This is a genomic window from Streptomyces katrae (assembly GCF_000966975.1).
GTDB classification, from domain to species: domain Bacteria; phylum Actinomycetota; class Actinomycetes; order Streptomycetales; family Streptomycetaceae; genus Streptomyces; species Streptomyces katrae.
Genome location: NZ_JZWV01000095.1, coordinates 1 through 18,868, shown reverse-complemented (window position 1 = coordinate 18,868; position 18,868 = coordinate 1). Strand labels below are relative to the sequence as shown.

General features: G+C 71.9%; 20 protein-coding genes. 7 read left to right on the top strand and 13 right to left on the bottom strand.

Annotated elements, in window-relative coordinates; genetic code table 11:
* Nucleotides 1-79 precede the first annotated feature (79 nt).
* From VR44_RS05185 to VR44_RS05155, 7 genes are all read right to left on the bottom strand, one after another.
* On the bottom strand, nucleotides 80-1,102 hold the full coding sequence (locus VR44_RS05185; protein WP_045946162.1) for a hypothetical protein: 1,023 nt from the start codon (nucleotides 1,100-1,102) through the stop codon (nucleotides 80-82).
* Complete coding sequence (locus VR44_RS05180; RefSeq protein ID WP_052713467.1) at nucleotides 1,099-3,549, bottom strand: hypothetical protein; 2,451 nt, start codon at nucleotides 3,547-3,549, stop codon at nucleotides 1,099-1,101. The genes VR44_RS05185 and VR44_RS05180 overlap by 4 nt, the downstream gene beginning before the upstream one ends.
* Nucleotides 3,546-3,926 carry a DUF6507 family protein gene (locus VR44_RS05175; RefSeq protein ID WP_042817981.1) on the bottom strand — a complete coding sequence of 127 codons (381 nt, stop codon included), beginning with the start codon at nucleotides 3,924-3,926 and terminating at the stop codon, nucleotides 3,546-3,548. Before VR44_RS05175 ends, VR44_RS05180 begins: the two co-directional genes overlap by 4 nt.
* 49 nt (nucleotides 3,927-3,975) lie before the next feature.
* Entirely contained in the window at nucleotides 3,976-4,287 is a 312-nt protein-coding gene (locus VR44_RS05170; RefSeq protein WP_042817979.1) for a pore-forming ESAT-6 family protein, read from the bottom strand.
* 21 nt (nucleotides 4,288-4,308) lie between these two features.
* On the bottom strand, nucleotides 4,309-4,641 hold the full coding sequence (locus VR44_RS05165; protein ID WP_042817977.1) for a hypothetical protein: 333 nt from the start codon (nucleotides 4,639-4,641) through the stop codon (nucleotides 4,309-4,311).
* Nucleotides 4,642-4,766: 125 nt separating this feature from the next.
* Nucleotides 4,767-6,083: a PH domain-containing protein gene (locus tag VR44_RS05160; RefSeq protein WP_342669298.1), complete on the bottom strand. Its 1,317-nt coding sequence runs from the start codon at nucleotides 6,081-6,083 to the stop codon at nucleotides 4,767-4,769.
* Entirely contained in the window at nucleotides 6,080-6,571 is a 492-nt protein-coding gene (locus VR44_RS05155) for a PH domain-containing protein (RefSeq protein WP_045946161.1), read from the bottom strand. The genes VR44_RS05160 and VR44_RS05155 overlap by 4 nt, the downstream gene beginning before the upstream one ends.
* 31 nt (nucleotides 6,572-6,602) lie before the next feature.
* Here VR44_RS05155 and VR44_RS05150 point away from each other — a divergent pair, with 31 nt between their 5' ends.
* The 3 genes from VR44_RS05150 to VR44_RS05140 all read left to right on the top strand — a co-directional run bounded on the left by VR44_RS05150 (nucleotide 6,603) and on the right by VR44_RS05140 (nucleotide 8,967).
* A complete protein-coding gene (locus tag VR44_RS05150) occupies nucleotides 6,603-7,745 on the top strand; it encodes an NADH-quinone oxidoreductase subunit D (protein WP_045946160.1) in 1,143 nt (380 codons plus the stop codon).
* Nucleotides 7,746-7,819: 74 nt separating this feature from the next.
* Entirely contained in the window at nucleotides 7,820-8,704 is an 885-nt protein-coding gene (locus VR44_RS05145) for an arylamine N-acetyltransferase family protein (protein WP_045946159.1), read from the top strand.
* Nucleotides 8,705-8,754: 50 nt separating this feature from the next.
* Nucleotides 8,755-8,967: a hypothetical protein gene (locus VR44_RS05140; protein WP_045946158.1), complete on the top strand. Its 213-nt coding sequence runs from the start codon at nucleotides 8,755-8,757 to the stop codon at nucleotides 8,965-8,967.
* 1 nt (nucleotide 8,968) lies between these two features.
* On the opposite strand, the gene VR44_RS05135 is transcribed toward VR44_RS05140, so the two are convergent.
* A complete protein-coding gene (locus VR44_RS05135) occupies nucleotides 8,969-9,832 on the bottom strand; it encodes an NAD(P)-dependent oxidoreductase (RefSeq protein ID WP_045946157.1) in 864 nt (287 codons plus the stop codon).
* 127 nt (nucleotides 9,833-9,959) lie between these two features.
* Here VR44_RS05135 and VR44_RS05130 point away from each other — a divergent pair, with 127 nt between their 5' ends.
* Nucleotides 9,960-10,580, top strand: a complete 621-nt coding sequence (locus VR44_RS05130; RefSeq protein WP_045946156.1) for a TetR/AcrR family transcriptional regulator — start codon at nucleotides 9,960-9,962, stop codon at nucleotides 10,578-10,580.
* An 18-nt stretch (nucleotides 10,581-10,598) separates the two neighbouring features.
* Here VR44_RS05130 and VR44_RS05125 read toward each other — a convergent pair whose 3' ends face one another.
* The 4 genes from VR44_RS05125 to VR44_RS05110 form a co-directional block, all read right to left on the bottom strand.
* Nucleotides 10,599-11,633, bottom strand: a complete 1,035-nt coding sequence (locus VR44_RS05125; RefSeq protein WP_045946155.1) for a hypothetical protein — start codon at nucleotides 11,631-11,633, stop codon at nucleotides 10,599-10,601.
* Between the two features lie 98 nt (nucleotides 11,634-11,731).
* A complete protein-coding gene (locus tag VR44_RS05120; protein ID WP_045946154.1) occupies nucleotides 11,732-12,721 on the bottom strand; it encodes an ABC transporter substrate-binding protein in 990 nt (329 codons plus the stop codon).
* Between the two features lie 52 nt (nucleotides 12,722-12,773).
* Nucleotides 12,774-13,448: an ABC transporter permease gene (locus VR44_RS05115; protein WP_045946153.1), complete on the bottom strand. Its 675-nt coding sequence runs from the start codon at nucleotides 13,446-13,448 to the stop codon at nucleotides 12,774-12,776.
* Between the two features lie 4 nt (nucleotides 13,449-13,452).
* Nucleotides 13,453-14,145: an ABC transporter permease gene (locus VR44_RS05110; RefSeq protein WP_045946152.1), complete on the bottom strand. Its 693-nt coding sequence runs from the start codon at nucleotides 14,143-14,145 to the stop codon at nucleotides 13,453-13,455.
* A gap of 162 nt (nucleotides 14,146-14,307) precedes the next feature.
* On the opposite strand from VR44_RS05110, the gene VR44_RS05105 reads away from it, so the two are divergent.
* Complete coding sequence (locus VR44_RS05105; protein WP_045946151.1) at nucleotides 14,308-15,273, top strand: ABC transporter ATP-binding protein; 966 nt, start codon at nucleotides 14,308-14,310, stop codon at nucleotides 15,271-15,273.
* A 69-nt stretch (nucleotides 15,274-15,342) separates the two neighbouring features.
* Here the strand turns inward: VR44_RS05105 and VR44_RS05100 are convergent, their stop codons facing one another.
* Nucleotides 15,343-16,452, bottom strand: coding sequence for an alpha/beta hydrolase (locus tag VR44_RS05100; protein WP_045946150.1), 1,110 nt, complete (start codon nucleotides 16,450-16,452; stop codon nucleotides 15,343-15,345).
* Nucleotides 16,453-16,604: 152 nt separating this feature from the next.
* Here VR44_RS05100 and VR44_RS05095 point away from each other — a divergent pair, with 152 nt between their 5' ends.
* Together VR44_RS05095 and VR44_RS05090 are read left to right on the top strand one after the other, a co-directional pair.
* Nucleotides 16,605-18,452: a phosphatidylglycerol lysyltransferase domain-containing protein gene (locus VR44_RS05095; protein WP_045946149.1), complete on the top strand. Its 1,848-nt coding sequence runs from the start codon at nucleotides 16,605-16,607 to the stop codon at nucleotides 18,450-18,452.
* A gap of 75 nt (nucleotides 18,453-18,527) precedes the next feature.
* Nucleotides 18,528-18,868, top strand: a 341-nt coding sequence (locus VR44_RS05090) for a dihydropteroate synthase (RefSeq protein ID WP_045946166.1), incomplete at its 3' end; no start/stop codon positions are given.

Below are 18,868 nucleotides of genomic sequence, written 5' to 3'. Positions count from 1 at the left end.
ACCTCATCGGCCCTCGCCCTCCAGCGCGTCGAGACCGGCGTCGTCGAGCACACGGCGGCGGCCGCCGGTGCCGGCACCCTCAGTACCTCCCCGAGAGTTCCTCCAGCGCGTCCAGCGAGGCCGCCTCGTGCACGACGGACTCCACCGCGGAGCCGTCGGCCGAGCCGCCGAGCAGTTCGTTCAGCGCCTCCAGCGGGCCGAAGCCGCGCAAGCGCAGGTCACGGAGCTTCAGCAGCCACGGCACACCTGCTTCGAAGGCCGCGTCGCCCGCCGCGGTGCGGGGCTCGTATCCGGCCGCCTCGTCGCCGACGGCGGCCCAGAGGTAGCCCAGAACCTGCTCCCCCTGCCGCACGTGTGCGTAGCGGACGGGGTGTTCCGTGCTGCTCTCGTAGTCCTGGCCGGCGGAGTCCCCGGGAACCAGCTTCATGAGCCGCTTCCAACGTGCGGGGACCTCGAAGGTGCTCCACGAGTCGTCGTACTCCGCCCCTTCCGCCAACAGGTCGGCGAACCCCTCAGCGGTGGGCCGGGCGTGCCTGGTGGCGTCGCCGGGGTCGATCTCCGAACCCGTCGACTCGGAGATCCGCTTCAGCGCGGCGGTCAGGCGGGGCGCGTTCTCGGCGGCCACCTCCGGCTGCGGACGCTCCCTGAGGTCCTGGGTCAGCCAGGCGTCCGCGTAGGTGGACAGCACCAGCACTACGCCACCCTCACCCCACACGTCGACCCGTACGGTGAACAGCTTCTCCGCCCGGCGCCTGGCTCCGGATTCCGTCCACTCACCGGGCAGCTTCAGGCTCAGCGTCAGCAGACGGTCCGGCAGGAGCCCGACGGCGGCGGCCTCGGCGGCCGCTGCGGCGGCGCCCGCACCGAGGGCGTCGCCCGCCTCGACCGGGACGTCACGGACCGCGAACAGGGGGCTGGCCATGGCACGCCGGTCGCTGAGCACGACCGAGACCGTGCCCCCCTCCGCGACCAGGCCCAGGGAGGCCAGGACGTTCCGGGCGTCCGACAGCAGACCGAGTGCCCTCGCCGTGCCGTTCTCGGCGGCGTCGGACACGGGAGCGGGCTCCCAGAACCATTCGCCCACGGGCTCGGATGTGATCACTGGCTTCCCTTCAGCATTCCCATGGGGTCGGTCCTGGTCCCGGGCGGGACCACGAGGACTCCGTCATCGAGCCGGATGACGAAGGCTACGCCCTTGCCGGCACCGAACCTGCCGCGTCCGTTCTTGTTGATTTCCAGCAGGTCATCGACCGCGCCCCTGGCCGTCCACTCCGCGATGGTGCCCTGCCCGTCGACGAGCATCAGTTTGTTGTCGGCGGTCGAGTGGGTGATCTGACTGAGGTACTTGCCGCGGGTGATCTCACTCACGGGGTCCACGGGGTTCTCCAGACGCTTCATCTGGTAGCCCCACGACTCGCCGTCCTTCGGACCGTAGTAGACGTCCGTGTCCTCGAACTCCGCCTTCTTCACCTCGAAGTGGATGTCGTCGGGCTTGAGTCCGCTCTTGGCCAGGTCGTCGGCAAAGATGATCTGGTCGAGAGCGGGTTCCAGCATGCCCACCTTGCGGGCGCCCATGCTGGATACGACCTGGGAGAAGTTGTCGCTGTTCTTGAAGGCGCCCGACCCGATGATGTCCGCGACCTGCTGGCCCCGCGGGTTCTCCGCCAGGCGCTCCAGGGCACGTTCGAGGACGTCCGGCTTGGGACGCTCCTTTCCGGGCAGCTCCTTGACCGCGTCGCGGAGCCTCTGCTCCGCCTCGCCGCCGCGGACCATCGGCTTCGGTTCGCCGCCGTCGGGCGAGGGCGTGTGGTCCCCGCCCGGGGGCTGACCGTCGCCCGTACCGCCGTGGTCGCCGCCGCCGGGGGTGTGGTCGCCGCCGCCGGGACCGTCGCCCGGGCCGTCACCGTGGCCGCCCGGACCGTCGCCGGGGCCGTCGCCGTGGCCGCCGGGGCCGTCGCCGTGCCCGCCCGTGGACGGGGTGTCGCCGTGGCCGCCGACCGTCGGGGTGGTGTCCGTGCCGCCGTGGCCGGGTGTGCCGCCGCCCGGTTCGGTGTGGCTGTTGTGCGGGAGGTTGTCCGCCGTGCCGCCGACCGGGTGCGTGGTGGAGCCGCCAGGGGTGTGGGTCGTCGGGTGGTTCAGGCCGCCGACCGTGACTTCCTGGTGCTTGGGCGCGCCGACCGTGACGTCCTCGCGCTTGGGGACCTCGGCCAGCGGGTGGTCGGGGCCCTTGGGGACGGAAGTGAGGTCCTGCTTCGGGAGGCCCTGGTGGTCCAGGAGCTGGTGGGTGGTCTTGTCGTAGAACTGGGGGCGGCCCAGGGCGTCGTCGGGGAGGCGGACGGTGTCCTCGGGGTGGGGGAACTTGACGCCCGGCATGTCGGCCTTGGGCAGGTCCTTCCACACCACGTCGGTGATCTTCGGGAAGGCCCCGTCGACCTTCCCGAAGTTGGCGAACAGGTCGCCGACCTTGACCTTGGCGAGCTGGCCGGCCTTGCCGATGTAGGTCATCGGGTCGATGAGACGGCCGGCCTTCCCGGCCACGCTGATGACCTTGGCGACCGTACCCGCCTTCGCGGCGGTGCCGGCGCCGCCGGTGAAGACGGTGGTCAGGACGTTGAAGGTGACCGCCCCGGCGGCGCGGGCGGGGTTCTTGCCCCACTCGTCCCAGGCGACCAGGGCCTTGCCGGTCTCCTTCACCGCCGTGCGCGAGTCACGGATCCACGGGGGGAGGTCCTTGTCGGGGAGCATCCAGAACGCGGTGCCGACGCCGGGGATGGACGCGAGCGTCAGACCGGTGGCCAGCTTGGCCAGGCCGGTCCAGGCCTGCCCGGCCTTGTCCCAGCCGTCGACACCGATGAGGGTGCCCAGGCCGCGGATGGTGCCCCAGATCCCGTCGACGATCAGGCCGTCCCAGACGAAGGACTTGACCCAGTAGCCGATCTCCCAGGCTCGGTGGGTCTCCTCCAGCTGCGAACCCCACGGGAGGTCCTGGGCCTTGTTGAGGTCCTCGCCCTTGTAGCCGTACATGTTGTCGCCGTGCGAGCCGTCGTCGGCGACGAGCGGGGCGGCGCAGTACAGGGCGCGGATCTTGTTCGCGCAGGTGCGCTCCGCCGCCCAGAACGCGGAGACGGCCGCGTTGACGTCGTGGATCAGATCGTTGTTCTCATCGATCTTGTCCCCGTCGTCCTTCCAGTGCTTGTCCCCACTGATCTTGTTGCTGAACGTGGTTGCCTTCGCCTGGAGTTCCTTCAGGCGCGCCACGATCGGTCGGGCCTCGGTGATGTACTCGCCCAGCGCCTTGGACGCCGATTCCAGCTGGTCGGCGAAGAAGTCGCTGTCGGTCTTGACCGGCTTGGTCGTCGCGAACAGCTTCTCGGCCTCGGGGGCCGAGTAGAACGCGGACAGCCCCTGGAACTCGGAGTCCACGTTCGACCCGGCGTCACGGAACGTCCCCGCCGCCGTGTCGATCGCCGCCTTGTTCTTCTCCAGCGCGTCCAGGTCGCCCGTGAACTGCGGGATCGTGCACGGATTGATCGGTACGTGGTCGGTCACTTCTTCTCCGCCCCCGGAAGATCGACCTTCGGTTCCTTCAGCGCCTCGCGCTGGGCGTTCTCCGCCTGTTCGATGTTGCCCTGGACGTACGCCGTCGTGGCCTTGATGGCCCCGTTGAGCGAAGCCTCCGTGCGGGCCGAGATGAACGCCAGCCGCTGCTGGTGGGAGGCCATGAGCTCACCCAGCGCGCCGGCGATCGGGCCCATCCCGCCGCCCTCACCGCCGGTGCCCCCGCCGGGCGTGACGGTACCGGCGTGCTTGGCCGCCTCCGGAAGCTCCTTCTGGAGCGACGTGCCCGCCTTCTGGAAGCCCTCCGCGGCGGTGATCGTCTTGTTGACGACCCCCTGCACGCCGGACGGTTTGATGTCCCAGTCCATGACCTACCCCCGTGTCCCCGTGAACCTGCGTCCGGTGCTCCGGCCGGCGTCAGCCGATGCCGTCGACCGCCGCCTTGGCCTTCGCGAGCGTCGCCTGCGCGGTCGCGTCGTTCTGCTCCAGCGTGTTGCGGACGAGGCGGATGATGTCGCGCACCTCGTTGGCCGCCTTGTTCCAGCGGACTTCCTTGCCGTGGTACTCGTCCGAGACCCCGTCGGCCGTGAACTCGGCCATCGCCGCCTTCACCGCCGCGTCACGGTCGGCGAGCACCCGCTCCAGCTGGCCGATGATCCCGCCGAGCCCGCCCTGGACCTCCACGGAGGCGGCGACGTCGTACGAGGTGCGGTCCTGGTTCTGTCCCATGTCTCCTCAATCCCCCGGGTTTCAGCGGGCGCCGAAGCGGGCGGCGTCGAAGTTCGCGGAGCCCATGTTCTGGTGGGCGTTGTCGCCCTGCTCGTGGTCACCGGTGGTGAAGGAGGTGTCCATGCCGCGCTGACCGCCGAGGATGGCGCGCAGCGAGCCGTTCAGCTCCGCGGTCACGGCGTCCGAGCGCCGCTTGAACGAGTCGAACGCGGTCCGGCCGACCCCGTTGAACTTGCCCTCCAGCGGGTCGGCGGCCGCGATCAGCAGCTTGATCAGCGTGCCGAGGTCGTCGCTGGAGCCGCTCGTGGCCTTGCCCAGGTCGGACAGCGTCGTGCTGCCCATGTCGAACTTCATTCACCCACCCCTGACGTGTTGAGCCGTCACTTCCGTGCCTACCTGTCTACCGAAGGGACGTTGCGAACACAAACACGGTTTCAGTTGGCCGGAACCTCTGGCCTGAAATCGATCCAGCGACGATTTCAGGCCATCCAGCGGTCGGGCCTGGCCGCCGCCCGGGAGGTGCGGGAACGCGCCGCCTGGCCGTACAGCAGAGCGGTGGCCTCCTCCGCCGCCCTGAGCCGGGCGGTGACGGTGTTGCCGGCGCCGGTGTCCACGTGCACGTCGGCCACCCCGCAGACCCGCTGCCAGGGGCCCCGCGTACGGCGCACGCTCTGCACTTTCGCGTGCGGAACGATCTCCGTACGCCGGCACAGCAGCCCGCGCCGGGCCGCGAAGAGCTCCCGCGAGACGGCCAGCCCGTACCCCTTCCACCACACCGGGACCGCCCAGCGCGCCCCCCGGCGCGGGGACGGCGCGAAGGACAGGGCCGCCACGTCCGCGCCCGGCAGCACCCGGGCGACCAGGGCGTGGGCGGCTTCCCGGGTGGCGACCGGGACCAGGATCCCGTTCTTGGAGCCCGCCACGTTCAGCTCCACCCGCACCCAGCCGCGCCGCCGCCACAGCAGCGGCTCCACGATCCGCACGGTCTGCACGCGCCCCGGCGGGACGGTCTCGTGGGCCCGGTCCAGCAGCCCGTGGTCCAGGCGGAGCCCGTCGGGGGACTCGGCGACCCGCCAGTCGTACCCGGTGAGGAAGCGGGCCGCGCTGCCCTTCCAGACGGCGCCCAGCAGCGGCAGCAGGGCGACCAGGGCCGCCCAGGGACTGGAGCTGAGCGCCCACACGAGCACCGGGCCGACGAGCCCGGCCGCGAGGGCGGCCCAGGTGTCGAGGGCAAGCAGCAGGGAGACCGCCAGGTCCCGGACCGTGACCCGCAGCAGCTCCCGGTCGGGGGCCTCGCCGAGGGCGGTGGCCTCGGCGGGGGCGAAACCGGCGGCCCGGGCCAGCAGCTCGGCGCGCAGGGCGACCGCGTCGGGTTCGGCGAGGAAGGCCAGCTCGTCCTTGTCCTCGGTGCCGATGACGTCGATGCGCAGCGCGGCGACCCCGGCGACACGGGCCAGCAGGGGCCGGGTGACGTCGATGGCCTGGACCCGGTCGAGGCGGATGTGGGCGGTGCGGCGGAAGACCAGGCCGGTGCGGATGCGCAGCTCGCTGTCGGTGACGGCGTAGTGGGTGAACCACCAGCTGAGGAAGCCGTACGTGCCGAAGACGAGGACCAGCCCGGCCAGGACGGCCAGCCGCAGCCACACGGGCAGGGCCAGCGCCCACTCCTGGGCCCGTTCGCCCTGCTGGGCGACCAGGCCGGCGGTGGCGGCGATCGGCACCCAGGCCCGCCGCAGCGGGGTCAGGACGTGCAGCCGCCGTTCGCCGCCCGGCGGGGGCGGGACGGGGGCCGTCACAGGCCGGCCGATCGGGCCTCGCCGAGCTCCGTCAGCCGGTCGCGGAGACGTTCCGCCTCGTCCGGGGCCAGGCCCGGGATCTTGGCGTCCGTGGCCGCCGCGGCCGTGTGCAGCTGGACCGAGGCCAGCCCGAAGCGCCGCTCGAACGGGCCCGAGGTCACCTCCACCAGCTGCATCCGCCCGTACGGGACGACGGTCTCCCGGTGCCACAGCACGCCCCGGCTGATCAGCAGGTCGTCGGCCCGTTCGGCGTAGCGCCAGGAGCGCCAGTTCCGTCCGAGCAGCACCCAGCCCCAGACCAGCGCGGGCAGCCATATCGCGCCGAGGGCCGCCCACTCCGCTCCGGCGAGCAGCCCCAGCGGGAGGGCGGTCGCCGCCGTGAGCACGGCCGTCCACACCACCAGCAGCAGCCGCCGGAGGGACAGGAGCCCACCCGGCAGTCCGGCCCACGCGGGCCGGTCCGTCTCACCCGTCGTCCCCGTTTCCATGCCCCCACCCTAGGACTGCGACAATGCGCGCATGACGGAGACCACGGTCGGCATCGGCGGCGCGGCGGAGAGCACCGACATGGTGCTCAACATCGGACCGCAGCACCCTTCCACCCACGGCGTGCTGCGGCTGCGGCTCGTCCTGGACGGCGAGCGCATCGCCAGCGCGGAGCCCGTGGTCGGCTACATGCACCGCGGCGCGGAGAAGCTGTTCGAGGCCCGTGACTACCGCCAGATCGTCATGCTGGCCAACCGGCACGACTGGCTGTCCGCCTTCTCCAACGAGCTCGGCGTGGTGATGGCCGTCGAGCGGATGCTCGGCATGGAGGTCCCCGAGCGGGCGGTGTGGATGCGTACGCTCCTCGCCGAGCTGAACCGGGTCCTGAACCACCTGATGTTCCTCGGGTCGTACCCCCTCGAACTGGGTGGTATCACCCCGATCTTCCACGCGTTCCGTGAGCGCGAGGAGCTCCAGGCCGTGATGGAGGAGATCTCCGGCGGCCGCATGCACTACATGTTCAACCGGGTCGGCGGCCTGAAGGAGGACCTCCCGGCCGGCTGGCTGGGCCGCGCCCGGGCGGCGATCGCCGACGTCCGCACCCGGATGGACGTGTACGACAAGCTGGTCCACGGCAATGAGATCTTCCGCGGCCGCACGCGCGGCGTCGGCGTCCTGTCGGCCGAGGCGGTGCACGCGTACGGGGTCTCCGGCCCGATCGCCCGCGCCTCCGGGGTGGACTTCGACCTGCGCCGCGACGAGCCGTACCTGGCGTACGGGGAGCTCCAGGACGTCCTGAAGGTGGTCACCCGGACCGAGGGCGACTGCCTGGCCCGCTTCGAGGTGCTCCTCGACCAGACGCACAACGCCCTGGACCTGGCGGTGGCCTGCCTGGACCGGATGGCGGAGCTGCCGCCGGGGCCGGTCAACCAGCGGCTGCCGAAGGTGCTGAAGGCGCCCGAGGGGAGCACGTACGCCTGGACGGAGAACCCGCTCGGCATCAACGGCTACTACCTGGTCTCGAAGGGCGAGAAGACCCCGTACCGGCTGAAGCTGCGCAGCGCCTCCTTCAACAACATCCAGGCCCTGGCGGTGCTGCTGCCGGGACAGCTGGTCGCGGACATGGTGTCGATCCTGGGCTCGCTGTTCTTCGTGGTCGGCGACATCGACAAGTAGGCCCGCGGGGCGGACCTGACAGTCGGCGGGCGATCGCCGACGGCCCGGGGCGGGAGCGCCCTACCGTCACCCGCATGACCACAGTCACCCGCGACGACCTCTCCGGCTACCTCCGCAGGCTCGGCGTCGCCGATCCCGGCGCCCCTTCCGTGGAGGGGCTGTACGCCCTCGCGCGCGCCCACGTGGAGCGCGTGCCGTTCGAGAACCTCGACATCCAGCTGGGCCGGCCGCCCGGCATCGACCCGGCGCTGTCCGTGCGGCGGATCGCCGCCGGGCGCGGCGGCTACTGCTTCCATCTGAACGGGGCCTTCGCCGCGCTGCTGGAGGGGCTCGGGTACGAGGTGACCCGCCACCTCGGCGGCATGCACGCCGACCCGCGGGCCCTGGACGCGGGCGGCGACCACCTCGCCCTGACGGTACGGATCGGGGAGCAGGAGCTCTTCGTCGACGTCGGCATGGGCGACGGCCCGTACGAACCCCTGCCGCTGCGCGCGGGCGCGTACGAGCAGGGCTTCGCGTACCGGCTGGAGCCGCACGCCGTGACCTGGGACGGGGGCGGGAGCCAGGGCGGGGGCTGGAGCCTGCTCCGGGACGGGGTGCCGACGCCGCGCATGAACTTCCGGTCGGCGGCCGCCGCCATGGCCGACTTCGAGCCCGCCCACCGGTTCCTGTCCACCGCCGAGGACTCGCCGTTCCGGCCGTCGCTGGTCATGCTGCGGCGCAGTGCGGACGGCATCGACCGGCTGCACGGCCGGATGCTGATCCGCACCGCGGTGGACGGTACGCGCACGGTCCGGGAACTCACCGGCGCCGACGAGCTGTTCGGGGCCGTCACGGAGGTCTTCGGCCGTGCCCTGGACGACGTCACCGCCGAGGACCGCGCCGCCCTGTGGGACCGGGTGACCCGGGCGCACGAGGCCTGGCTGGCGGCCAGGGCCGCGGCCGCGCCCGCCTCCTGAACCGACGGGCCGGCCGGGTGGATGTCGGTGCGGCAGGGCAGACTTGGGGCATGTCCGCTTCCCCCCGACGGGCCTGCCCGTCCTGCGGCCGCGACTGCGCCGTGACGGCCGGCCGGATCGCCCGCCACGACCCTCCGGCGGGACGCCGCGCCGGGCTGGTGTCCTGCCCCGGCTCCCGGGCGCGCGTGGTGCTCGGCGCCACCGCCCCGACCCTGGACGGCTTCGTCCTGGGCCCGCACCCGGGCCAGCTCCCGCTGTTCTGACCTAGGCCGTCTCCGGGGCGCCCAGCAGGCCGATCAGCCGGGCGGTGCCGTCGGCCCCGAAGCCCGCGTCGACCCCGCGCCGGTACAGCTCGGCGTGGGCGGCGAGGATCCCGGTGTCCACCCCGGAGTCGGCGGCGGTGTGCAGGACGTGCTCCAGGCTCGCCGCGCACATCGCGAGGCGGGCATGGGTGCCGTCGTGGTCGTCCGCGTCGGCGAGCGGGGCGGAGCCCTCGTAGAAGCCGCGCATGCTGTCGGCCGTGTAGCCGGCGTAGGGGAGGATGTCGGCCGCGGTCAGGCCGTTGGCACGGGCGACGGCGACGGCCTGGTACCAGCCCGTGTACGCGGTCCAGAACATGATCATGTTGAGCTGGTAGTACAGCTGCGCGTGGCCCGGATCGGCGCCGCGGTAGTCGGTGGCGGCGAGGACGTCGAGGGCGGCGCGCTGCTCCTCGTACACCTCCGCCGGCCCGCTGATGAAGATCGAGGCGCCCTCCTGGCCGATGCCGGTCGGCGGCACGTTGACCCCGCCGGTGAGGTACGAGGCCCCGCGCCCCCGGGCCCACTCGGCGGCGGCCCGCGCCTTCTCCGGGACGTCCGAGGACAGGTTGGCCAGCACCCGGCCGTCGAGGTCGGCCTCCCCGAGCGCGGTGTACACGGCGTCGACGTCGATGAGGCTGACGATGCTCAGCCGGCTCGCGGCGACGGCCTCGGCGGCACTCCCGGCCCGCCGGGCGCCGCGGGCCAGCAGCGCGGCGTCCTTGCCGGGGCTGCGGTTCCAGACGGTGACGGCGTAGCCGGCGTCGAGGTAGGCGGAGGCCATGGCCCGGCCCATGGGTCCGAGGCCGATGATCGAAACCTGGTTCATGACGGAGTTCTCCCCACGAAGTCACCCTGAAAGGGACTAGAACGAACGCTCTATCCAGCGCTTGGGGCGACCGTAGCACGGCACTAGAACGAACGCTCTATCCAATTCCGGGGGTAGACTTCCCCGCATGGCGGCGACAGCGGTGACGAAGCAGAAGAAGCAGCAGGCGGAAGCCGGGACGCGCGAGCGCCTGGTCCGCACCGCCTCCCGCCTGATGCAGCACGGCGGCTACGAGAGCACCCCGGTCAAGCAGCTCGTCCGTGAGGCGGAGGCCACCCTGGGCTCGCTCTACCACTTCTTCCCGGGCGGCAAGCAGGAGCTCGCGGTCGCCGCGATCGGCCACGGCGACGGGGAGTTCGCCCAGATGCTGCGCGCGGCGCTGGACTCCGACCCGGACGCGGCCCGGGCGATCGAGGCGACGGCCGGGGTACTGGCGGACGCCCTCGCGGCATCGGACTGGCGCGACGGCTGCCCGGTCACGGCCACGGCCCTGGAGTCGGTGGGCCGGCTGCCCGAGCTCCAGGAGGCGTGCGCGCGCTCCTTCGGGCACTGGCAGGAACTGGTGGCGGCGAAGCTGCGGGCCTCCGGCATCGAGGAGGCGGAGGCCGCCGACCTGGCGGTCACGGTGATCGCCACCCTGGAGGGCGCCGAGATGACCTCCCAGGTCACCCGCTCCCGCACGCCCCTCCTCCTCGCGGGCCGCCACCTCTCCCGCCTGGTGGGGTCGTACACCCCTGCCGGGACGTAGCCGCGCCCGAGGGTTCGGCTAGGAGATGGCCGTACGGAGCCGGACCACGTCGATCGGCTCGGTCTCGTCGTGGGCCGTCAGGTCGATCACCTGACCGGCGGCCGCCTCCTGCTGCTCCTCCGTCACCGGCTTGGACTCCGGTTCGGCCCCGCCCTCCGCGGACTCCGCCTTGTGCGCGGCCAGCGCCTCCGCGCCGACCACGTCCGCCAGGTCCTCGTTCTGTACGGACTCGATGGCGGCCCGGGCCTGCGCGGTGTTCTTGGTGCCGAAGAAGTCGAAGCCCCCCTCGACGCGCGAGGCCGAGCGCCGCTGGGCCGCGTACGGGGCCACGGGCGCCGCCGGCCGCCGCGCCGGAACGGGAGCGGAGGCCGGAGCGGGGGCGGAGCCGGCGGGGGCCTCCGTACGGGCGTGCGCCGGACCGGCCGCCGGGGCCAGCGCCTTCGGACCCGCCGCCGCGGCGGCCTCGGCCGCCGCCCGCGCCTCGGCCTTCCGCAGCAGCGCGGCCATCGCCGCGTTCGCCCGGGCGTAGCCCACCGCGGTCGGCGCCCCGCTGCCGGTCCGCTCCTGCGACACCGCCGGGAGCTCCTTCGGCGTCCCGGCGTTCTCCATCGCCAGCAGCCGCCGCTTCTCCAGCGCGCTGGCCCGCTCCGTCTCGGCGGTGGCGTACCGGCGCAGCAGCGCCGCGTGTTCCCCGCGCAGACCGGCGAGTTCGACCCGCTTGGCCCGCAGCTTCGCGTCCAGCTTGGCCCGCAGGACGCGGGCCTCCTCCAGGTCGGACTCGAGCTCGGCTATCCGCTCGTCCGTCTTCCACTCGTCCTTGACCCGCTCGCGGGCCAGCTCCGCCACCCGGCGGCCGGCCGCCCGGTCCCAGGAGCGCATCAGGACGGCGCCGCCGACGCCCGCGGCCGCCGTGAGGGCCACGAGCAGGCGCAGCGCGAGGGGTTCCGCGAGGAGCCAGGCCGCGCCGGCGCTGGCGACGGAAACCCCGCCGACGGCCGTCGGCGTGAGAAGTCGGTGCAGGGGCTCGGGATTGCGGTGACGTCCACGGGGCATGGCCTGAAATTTACAGGGCGTGGGCCCCGCGTGGGGTACCCGCCCGGCAATCTCTTGCCGGGCGGTTACCGCTCAATTGGCCATCGATCATGTAACCGCTACTTCGCCAGCAGGCCCTTGGACTCCAGATAGGCCTTCGCGACGTCCGCCGGCTTCGCCCGCTCCGCGTCCACCTTGCGGTTCAGTTCGACGAGGTCGGCCGTGGTGAGCACCTTGGTGAGGTCGCCGAGGGCGATCGCGACGTCCGGGGAGCCCGCGCGCTTGGCGTTGACGACCGGCAGGACGTTGTCCGCGTTCTGGAGCTTCTTGTCGTCCTCCAGCAGGACCAGACCGAAACTGTCCAGGGTGGCGTCGGTGGTGGTGGTCAGCACGAGCTGGTCCGCCCCGTCCTTGACGGCCTGCTTGGCCTGCGGGGTGCCCACGCCCTTGGGATCGATACCGGAAACCTGGATTCCGTACGTCTTCTCCAACCCGGGCGCGCAGAAGGGGCGCACGGAGCATTCGTCACCCGCCGCGATCTTCACCTTCAGCCCGGACTTACCAAGATCGGAAAGCGTCTTCAGATTGTTCTTCCGGGCGAATTCCGCGCTCACCGCGAAGGCGTTCTGGTCGACGGCCTCGCCGGCCTCCAGGGGCTTGATGCCGAGCGGGGTCGCGAGCTTCTCCAGGGCGGCCACCGTGGCCTTCGCGTCGCTGGAGGCCACGGGCTTGTCCTTGGGCGCGTCCTTGCCGTTGACCTTGGCGTTGAGGAACTCGGCGAGGGTGGCCGCGTACTCCGGGACGACGTCGATCTCGCCCTTCTCCAAGGAGGGTTCGTAGAGCTCGCGGTTGCTGACCGTGGTGATGGAGGTGCCGTAGCCCGCGTGCCTGAGCAGCTGGGCGTAGAGCTCGGCCAGGACGTTGGACTCGGTGAAGCCGGCCGCGCCGATCACCAGCTTCCCCTTGCCGCCGCCGGCGGCGGCCGACGCGGGGGCGGAGGAGCCGCCGTCCTTGCTCTTCTCCAGGCTGTCGCCCCCGCACGCGGTGAGGGAAACGGTCAGGGCCACCGCGCCCAGGGTCGCGCCGAGGATGCGCGTGGACTTGCTCATCATGCTCCTTGGGGATTCGGAGATCGGGGGAAGGCGACGGAGGCGGAGGGGCTCAGCGCGGTGCCGGCCGGCCGCGCCCCGGCAGCAGCCGGTCCGCCGCCACCAGGAGGCCCTCCACCAGCAGGGCCAGCAGCGCGACCAGCAGGGCGCCCGCCACCACCTGCGGGGTGTTGTACGTGTTGAAGCCGGCGGTGATGATCCGGCCCAGGCCGCCCTGGCCGACCATCGCGGCGATCGTGGCGGTGGCGATGACCTGCACGGCGCCCGAGCGCAGACCGGTCATCACCAGCCCCCGGGCCAGCGGCAGTTCCACCCGCCAGAACAGCTGCCCGCCGGACATGCCCATGCCCCGGGCCGCCTCGACCACCGAGCGGTCCACCTCGCGCATGCCGACGTACGCGTTGGTCAGCAGCGGCGGTACGGCGAACAGCACCAGGGCGACGACGGTCGGCAGGTAGCCGGCGCTGCGCAGCGGCGAGACCATGAACAGGGCCAGCACCGCGAACACCGGTACGGCCCGGCCCACGTTGGAGAGGTTCACCGCGAGGGCCCCGCCCCGGCCGACGTGCCCGAGCCACAGCCCCACCGGAAGGGCCACCACGCAGGCGACGCCGAGGGCGATCCCGCTGACCAGGAGGTGTTCGGCGAGCCGGTGCCAGACACCGCTCTCCCCCGACCAGTTGGCGCCGTCGGCCAGCCAGCCGAAGGCCTTCCCCACGACTCCCACGGCCTCAGGCCCCCTTCACGCGTACCGGGCGCCCGGCACGGGTCCAGGGGGTCAACATCCGCTGGAGGCCGAGCAGCAGCAGGTCCGCGACCAGCGCGAGCAGCACGCACAACACCGAGGCGGTGAGCACCTGGGCCTTGAAGGAGCTGCTGACGGCCGGGGCGATCAGGTTGCCCAGCCCGCCCTTGCCGACGATGGAGCCGACGGTGGTCAGCGCCACGGTGGAGACCGTCGCGATCCGCACCCCGGCGAGCAGCGCGGGCAGCGCCAGCGGCAGTTCGACCTGCCACAGCAGCCGCGCCGGGCCGTAGCCCATGCCGCGCGCGGCCTCCCGGACCTCCTCGGGGACGGCCTCCAGCCCGGCCAGCACGTTGCGGACCAGGATGGTCAGCGAGTACAGCACCAGGCCGGTCACCACGAGCGCCGCCGAGAGCCCGAAGAGGGGCAGCAGCAGGGAGAACATGGCGAGCGAGGGGATCGTGTAGAGCAGGGTGGTCAGGCCGAGGACGGGGGCCGCCCAGCGGCGGCCGCGGCGGGCCAGCAGCGCCAGCGGCACGGAGACGGCGACACCGATGAGCACCGAGACCGCCGTGATCCAGACGTGTTCGAGGGTGGCGTCGGCGAGTTCCGGGGCACGGGAGGTGACGTAGTCCCAGCAGATCCAGTCGTTCGCCACCAGGCAGTTCCGTACCGCCACACCGCTCACCCCCTTCCCTGCCCGTACACGTGTACCCGAAGACCCGGCCAGTGCGACCATAACCCCCGCCGCCCGCATTGGCCGGAATCATTCGCACACGTGCAACACTCCCCTCACAAAGCCTTCGCCCATCCGAGCGCACCCGTGGGGGAGGATGGCGGGGTGATCCGATTCGAGCATGTGACCAAGCGGTACCCCGACGGGACGACTGCCGTCGAGGACCTGTCGTTCGAGGTCGCGGAGGGCGAACTGGTCACGCTGGTGGGCCCGTCCGGCTGCGGCAAGACGACCACCATGAAGATGGTCAACCGGCTCATCGAGCCCACCTCGGGCCGGATCCTGCTGAACGGCGAGGACGTCTCCGCCGCCGACCCGGTCGAGCTGCGCCGCCGCATCGGCTACGTCATCCAGCAGGTCGGGCTCTTCCCGCACAAGACGGTGCTGGAGAACACGGCCACCGTCCCGCAGCTGACCGGCACCCCGAAGGCGAAGGCCCGCGCCCGGGCGGCCGAGCTCCTCGAACTCGTCGGCCTGGACCCGGCCGTGTTCGGCAGCCGCTACCCCGAACAGCTGTCGGGCGGCCAGCGCCAGCGCGTCGGCGTCGCCCGCGCGCTCGCGGCGGACCCGCCGGTGCTGCTGATGGACGAACCGTTCGGCGCGGTGGACCCGGTGGTGCGCGAGCGGCTCCAGAACGAGTTCCTCGCCCTCCAGAAGACGGTCCGCAAGACGATCCTGCTGGTCACCCACGACCTGGAGGAGGCCGTCCGGCTCGGCGACCGGATCGCGGTCTACGGGGAGGGCACCATCGAGCAGTTCGCCCGCCCGGCGGCGGTCCTGGGCGCGCCGGCCACCGACTACGTGGCCTCCTTCGTCGGCGCCGACCGGGGCCTCAAGCGGCTCGCGGTCACCCCGGTCGGGGAGGCCGACCTGACGGCGGCGGCGGACGGTGAGGAACCGGCGGCCACGGTGGCGCTGGGGGCCTCGCTGCGGGAGGCCCTCGCGGCGCTGCTCCAGCAGGACGCGGGCCGGATCGGGGTCACGGACCCGGATTCCGGCGCGCTGGTCGGCGTACTGACCCCGGAGGGCGTCCACCGGGCGCTGCGCCGGGCCGAGCCGCCCGCGGCATGACGAAGGGCCCGACGCATCGTCGGGCCCCGATGGAGCGCGGGCGGTAACCGCCCGGTACTGCCTGCGGCCTCAGGCCTGCATACGGCTGCTCATCCACACCAGCATCGGCGGGATCTCGCGGCGCCAGGTGTTGAAGTTGTGGCCGCCGCTGTCGAGGATGATCGAGGAGACCCGGTCCGGACCCTTGACCAGCTTGATGAACTTCTTGGTGTCGTTCAGGTTGTCCTCGCCCTTCTCGCTCGTGGTGACGAGGAAGGAGGTGCCGGTCGGCTTCTTGTTCTCCACGCTCCACAGCACGTCCGCGGCCTTCTTCAACTTCTCGTCGCCGTGGAAGAGGTCACCGGTCGTCGGGTCGTCCGCCGCCTTGTAGTACGCGGACAGACCCGCGGCGGCGCCGAAGGTCTGCGGGTGGTGCGCGGCGATCTTCAGGGCGCAGTAGCCGCCCGTGGAGTTGCCGATGAAGCCCATGTTCTGCGGCTTCTTGCCGACCCGGAACGTGCCCTGGATGGCCTGCGGCAGATCCTGCGCGAAGAAGGTCTCCGTCTGCGGGCCGCCCGGTATGTCCACGCACTCGGTGTCGCGCGGCGGCGCGATGGTCGGCCGCAGCATCACCAGGATCATCGGCTTCATCTTGCCCTGCTTGGCCTGCTTGAAGGCCGTCATGGGGTAGTTGAGCCCTTTGATCAGGTTTTCGGCGGTGCCCGGGTAACCCGTCAGGACGATGGAGGCGGGGAAGTTCTTGTCCTTGTGCTGCGGCTGGAAGTACTCCGGCGGGAGCCAGACGTAGCCGGGACTCGTTATCTTCGACTTCTCCCCGGTGATGGCCACCTTCAGTATCTGACCACCGACCTGGGGCTGGCCGCCGCCGGGGACGTCCAGCTTCTGCTTGTCGAGGACCTTGATGTCCTTGCTGCTCATCGAGTGGTCGACGACCTTGCCGATCGACGTCTGCTGGCCGAACAGGTCGGCCCAGGAACCGTAGAAGAGGAACGACTTGTTTGCGGCGAGACCGACTGCCGAGAACAGCGCCAGCTGGGTCGCGAGCAGGAGGCCGACCCGGCCGAGGACCGACCGCCAGGTGCGGCCCGAGAGCTTCGGCCAGAGCCAGACCGTCACCGCGAACAGCGCTACACCCGCGATGATGGCCAGGACCAGAACGGCATTACTGGTGAGACCCATGAGCAGTCAGTCGACTTTCTGATGGCAGGACTGGATTTTTCCGACGGAAGAGTGAACCCGCTCCTCCTCGATGTCGTCCTAGTGGACGCACCACACCCCGGAGGCTGTCGCGGCCTTCGGCCACATGATCTCTCGCGGAGCAACGGGAAGCGATGTCTAGCAGGATAGATGGCGATAAGTCGGGACAGGTTCCGAGTAGGGTCCGGCGAATCTTCCGCGGACCCAAGCCGGAGTCGGTGCCCGGTCTCGTAGGTACGGCCGTCATGATCGTCGGCCTTCTGGACATCGCGGCGGGCGTCTTCCCGCGATTCCGCCACAGCCGGTTCCACGCGGTCACCGAGGTGCTGCCCGGCTCCCTGGGCCCCTTCGCCGCGGCCCTCTCCATCAGCGCGGGCGTCCTGATCCTGCTGCTCGCGCACGGACTCAAGCGCAACAAGCGGCGCGCCTGGCGCGCCGCCGTCGTCCTGCTGCCGGCCGGCGCGGTCGCGCAGTTCGTCTACCGGCACTCGATCATCAGCGTGGTCATCTCGGCGGTGCTCCTCGCACTGCTCGTACGCCATCAGGGTGAATTCAAGGCCCTCCCGGACCCGCGCAGCCGCTGGAAGGCGCTCGCGAACTTCGTCCTGATGAGCGCCGGCTCCATCGGCCTCGGCCTGGTGATCGTCAACGTCCACCCGAACAAGGTCGTCGGCCACCCCAGCCTCTACGAGCAGATCACCCACGTGGTCTACGGCCTCTTCGGCTTCGAGGGCCCCGTCGACTACGCCGGACGGGTGAGCTGGACCGTCGGCTACTCCCTCGGCGCCCTCGGCATGCTGACCGCCGTCACCACCATCTACCTCGCCTTCCGCCCCGAGCACCCGGCCGCGCAGCTCACCGCGGACGACGAGGCCAAGCTGCGCGAGCTCCTCGCCCGGCACGGCGGCCGCGACTCCCTCGGCCACTTCGCGCTGCGCCGCGACAAGGCCGTCGTCTTCTCCCCCAGCGGCAAGGCCGCCGTCACCTACCGCGTGGTCTCCGGTGTGATGCTCGCCTCCGGCGACCCCGTCGGCGACGTCGAGGCCTGGCCCGGCGCCATCGAGCGGTTCATGGAGGAGGCCAAGGCCCACTCCTGGACCCCGGCCGTCGTGGGCTGCAGCGAGACCGGCGGCGAGGTCTGGACCCGCGAGACCGGCCTGGACGCCCTGGAGCTCGGCGACGAGGCCATCGTCGACGTCAAAGACTTCTCCCTCGCCGGACGCCCCATGCGCAACGTCCGACAGATGGTCAAGCGCATCGAACGCAACGGCTACACCACCAAGGTCCGCCGGGTCAGCGAGCTGAACGAGTTCGAGCTGTCCCAGGTGCGCGGCGCGGCCGAGGCCTGGCGCGGCACGGACACCGAGCGCGGCTTCTCCATGGCCCTGGGCCGCATCGGCGACCCGGACGACGGGGACTGCATCATCGCCACCGCCCACCGCGTGGAGGAGGGCGACAGCAGCCCGTTCGGCGACCTGAAGGCCATCCAGCACTTCGTGCCCTGGGGCAAGGACGGCATGTCCCTGGAGATGATGCGGCGCGACCGCGGCGCCGACCCGGGCATGAACGAGCTCCTGATCGTCGCCGCCCTGCAGCAGGCCCCCGAGCTGAAGATCGAGAAGGTCTCCCTGAACTTCGCGATGTTCCGCGCGGCCCTCGCCCGCGGCGAGAAGATCGGCGCCGGCCCGGTCCTGCGCGCCTGGCGCAGCCTGCTCGTGTTCCTCTCGCGCTGGTTCCAGATCGAGTCGCTGTACAAGTTCAATGAGAAGTTCCGCCCCCGCTGGGAGCCGCGCTTCATGGTCTACCGCCACCACCGCGACCTGCCCCGCATCGGCTTCGCCGTGATGCAGGCCGAGGGCTTCGTCACCCTGGCCCTCCCCCGCCTCTTCGAGAGCCGCCGCCGCCCGAAGCCGCCCCGCCCCTGCGCCCACACGGCGACCACGATCCCGTCCCAGCAGGACCGCGAGGTCCAGGCCGCCTGACCACCGCCGCTCCGACGCCCCCGCGCCCACCAGGGCCCGGGGGCGTTCCGCTGCACGGGATCTACCCTGGACCCCATGAACACGAACCGCGGACCCGCTCCCAGGGGCCACGTGGCCGGGCTCCCCGACTGGGACCGCTGCGCGGTCATGGGCGTCGTCAACGTCACCCCCGACTCCTTCTCCGACGGCGGCCGCTGGTTCGACACCACCGCCGCCGTCAAGCGCGGCCTCGACCTCGTCGCCCAGGGCGCCGACCTCGTCGACGTCGGCGGCGAGTCCACCCGCCCCGGCGCCACCCGCGTCGACGCCGACGAGGAACTCCGCCGCGTCGTCCCCGTCGTCCGCGGCCTCGCCTCCGAAGGCGTCGCCGTCTCCGTCGACACCATGCGCGCCACCGTCGCCGAACAGGCGGTCGC

Bases quoted from the DNA above. Each gene is read 5' to 3' on its own strand.
- VR44_RS05150 (WP_045946160.1), top strand. From the start codon at position 6,603: ATGACGGAGACCACGGTCGGCATCGGCGGCGCGGCGGAGAGCACCGAC.
- VR44_RS05175 (WP_042817981.1), bottom strand. From the start codon at position 3,926: ATGGACTGGGACATCAAACCGTCCGGCGTGCAGGGGGTCGTCAACAAG.
- VR44_RS05140 (WP_045946158.1), top strand. From the start codon at position 8,755: ATGTCCGCTTCCCCCCGACGGGCCTGCCCGTCCTGCGGCCGCGACTGC.
- VR44_RS05145 (WP_045946159.1), top strand. From the start codon at position 7,820: ATGACCACAGTCACCCGCGACGACCTCTCCGGCTACCTCCGCAGGCTC.
- VR44_RS05170 (WP_042817979.1), bottom strand. From the start codon at position 4,287: ATGGGACAGAACCAGGACCGCACCTCGTACGACGTCGCCGCCTCCGTG.
- VR44_RS05120 (WP_045946154.1), bottom strand. From the start codon at position 12,721: ATGAGCAAGTCCACGCGCATCCTCGGCGCGACCCTGGGCGCGGTGGCC.
- VR44_RS05095 (WP_045946149.1), top strand. From the start codon at position 16,605: ATGTCTAGCAGGATAGATGGCGATAAGTCGGGACAGGTTCCGAGTAGG.
- VR44_RS05165 (WP_042817977.1), bottom strand. From the start codon at position 4,641: ATGAAGTTCGACATGGGCAGCACGACGCTGTCCGACCTGGGCAAGGCC.
- VR44_RS05100 (WP_045946150.1), bottom strand. From the start codon at position 16,452: ATGGGTCTCACCAGTAATGCCGTTCTGGTCCTGGCCATCATCGCGGGT.
- VR44_RS05125 (WP_045946155.1), bottom strand. From the start codon at position 11,633: ATGCCCCGTGGACGTCACCGCAATCCCGAGCCCCTGCACCGACTTCTC.
- VR44_RS05155 (WP_045946161.1), bottom strand. From the start codon at position 6,571: ATGGAAACGGGGACGACGGGTGAGACGGACCGGCCCGCGTGGGCCGGA.
- VR44_RS05135 (WP_045946157.1), bottom strand. From the start codon at position 9,832: ATGAACCAGGTTTCGATCATCGGCCTCGGACCCATGGGCCGGGCCATG.
- VR44_RS05130 (WP_045946156.1), top strand. From the start codon at position 9,960: ATGGCGGCGACAGCGGTGACGAAGCAGAAGAAGCAGCAGGCGGAAGCC.